This is a genomic window from Streptomyces sp. S6 (assembly GCF_054880855.1).
This window is the reverse complement of sequence record NZ_JBTYMC010000555.1, coordinates 1-2,259: the sequence shown is the minus strand read 5'-3', so window position 1 is coordinate 2,259 and position 2,259 is coordinate 1. Positions and strand designations below refer to the sequence as shown.

Sequence of the window (2,259 nt, the reverse complement as noted above, 5' to 3'; positions counted from 1 at the left end):
CGCAGGGCGGTGGTGCTGCGGGCGGACAGCAGGACGGGGACGGCGGGCATCACGCGGGCGCGCTCGTCGGGCGCGGGCTGCGGGGCCTGCTCCAGGATGACGTGGGCGTTGGTCCCGCTGATGCCGAACGCCGAGACGGCCGCGCGGCGAGGGCGGCCCGTCTCGGGCCAGGGCTGTGCCTCGGTGAGCAGGGAAACGGCACCGGAGTTCCAGTCGACCTGCTTGCTCGGCTCGTCCACGTGCAGGGTCTTCGGCAGGACACCCGCACGCAGGGCGAGGACCGTCTTGATGACCCCGGCGACCCCGGCGGCGGCCTGGGTGTGACCGATGTTCGACTTCAACGAGCCGAGGTACAGCGGGTGTTCGCGGTCCTGCCCGTACGCGGCGAGGAGCGCCTGCGCCTCGATGGGGTCACCGAGCCGGGTGCCGGTGCCGTGCGCCTCGACGGCGTCGACGTCGGCGGGGGTGAGCCCGGCTGCGGCGAGGGCGGCGCCGATCACCCGCTGCTGCGAGGGACCGTTCGGCGCGGTCAGCCCGTTGGAGGCACCGTCCTGGTTGATCGCGGACCCCCGGACGATCGCCAGCACCTCGTGCCCGTTGCGCCGGGCGTCGGAGAGCCGTTCCACGACGAGGACGCCGACGCCCTCACCCCAGCCGGTGCCGTCGGCGGCGTCGGCGAACGACTTGCAGCGGCCGTCGGCGGCCAGCCCGCCCTGTCGGGTGAACGACTCGAAGGCCGTGGTGGTCGCCATGACGGCGGCGCCGCCCACGAGGGCGAGTTCGCACTCGTCCTCCGTGAGGGCGCGCACCGCGCTGTGCAGGGCGACCAAGGAGGAGGAGCAGGCGGTGTCGACGGTGACGGCGGGCCCCTCCAGACCGAGGACGTAGGAGATCCGCCCGGAGGCGACGCTGCCGGCCGAGCCGGTCAGGGCGTAGTCCTTGCCCTCCTCGGTGGTGAGGGCGAGGGAGGCGTAGTCGAAGTTGCCCGCGCCGACGTAGACGCCGGTGCGGGAGCCGCGCAGGGCGAGGGGGTCGAGGCCGGTGCGCTCCAGGGCCTCCCAGGACACCTCCAGGAGCAGCCGCTGCTGGGGGTCCATGGCGAGCGCCTCGCGCGGCGAGACACCGAAGAACGCGGCGTCGAAGTCGGCCAGTTCGGGCAGGAAGCCGCCCCGGTCGGTGGCGACGTCGACGGTGGTGGACCAGCCCCGGTCGGTGGGGAAGCCGCCGATGCCGTCGCGGCCTTCGGCGACGAGCCGCCACAGGTCCTCGGGGCTTTGGACGCCGCCGGGGAAGCGACAGGCCATGCCGACGACGGCGATGAGGTCGTCGGCACCGACGTCGGCGCGTGTCTCGGTGCGCGGGGCGGCCGGGGTGGCGAGGACTCGGGTGCGGAGTTCGGCGGCGACTGCGGCCGGGGTGGGGTGGTCGAAGGCAAGGGTGGTCGGGAGGGTGAGTCCGGTGGCGGCGGTGAGCCGGTTGCGCAGGTCGACGGCGGTGACGGAGTCGATGCCGAGGTCGCGGAAGGCGCCGGTGGCGGGGACCGCTTCGGGGTCGGGGTGGCCGAGGGCGGCGGCGACGGCGCCGCGCACCAGGTGCAGGAGGTGCCGGTCGCGTTCGCGGTCGCCGAGGGCGGCGAGCTGTTCGGCGAGGCCTGCGGGGGTCTCGTCCTGGGGTTGGGCTTCCGGGATGTCGTCCAGGAGCGGGCGGCGGCGGGCGGCCGAGTAGCCGGCGGCGAACGTCGGCCAGTCCATGGCGGTGACGGTGAGGGTGGTCTCGCCTGCGCCGACCGCGTCGAAGAGCGCGGCGAGGGCGGTGTCCGGGTCCATGCCGCGCAGGCCGAGCCGGTCGAAGAGGCGTTGGGTGGTGGCGTCGACCATGCCTCCGCCGCCCCAGCTTCCCCAGGCGATGGAGGTGGCGGTGCGGCCTCGGGCGCGGCGGTCGGCGGCGAGGGCGTCGAGGTGGGCGTTGGCGGCGGCGTAGGCGGCCTGGTGGGCGCCGCCCCAGACGGCGGCGCCGGAGGAGAACAGGACGAAGGCGTCCAGGTCCAGATGGGCTGTCAGTTCGTCGAGGTGGCGGGCGCCGTCGGCCTTTCCGGCGGCGGCCTCGGCCAGGCCCTCGGGGGTGGTGTCGGCGAGCCGGGTGAGGGCGGTGACGCCGGCGATGTGGACGACGGCGTGCGGCGGGTGTTCGGCGATCAGGGCGGCGAGGGTGTCGCGGTCGCCCGCGTCGCAGGCGGCGAGGGTCACTTCGGTGCCCAGG

General features: G+C 75.3%; 1 protein-coding gene. It reads right to left on the bottom strand.

Annotated elements, in window-relative coordinates:
* A partial coding sequence (locus ACVNF4_RS35120) for a beta-ketoacyl reductase (protein WP_461806903.1) occupies window positions 1-2,259 on the bottom strand: 2,259 nt, incomplete at both ends.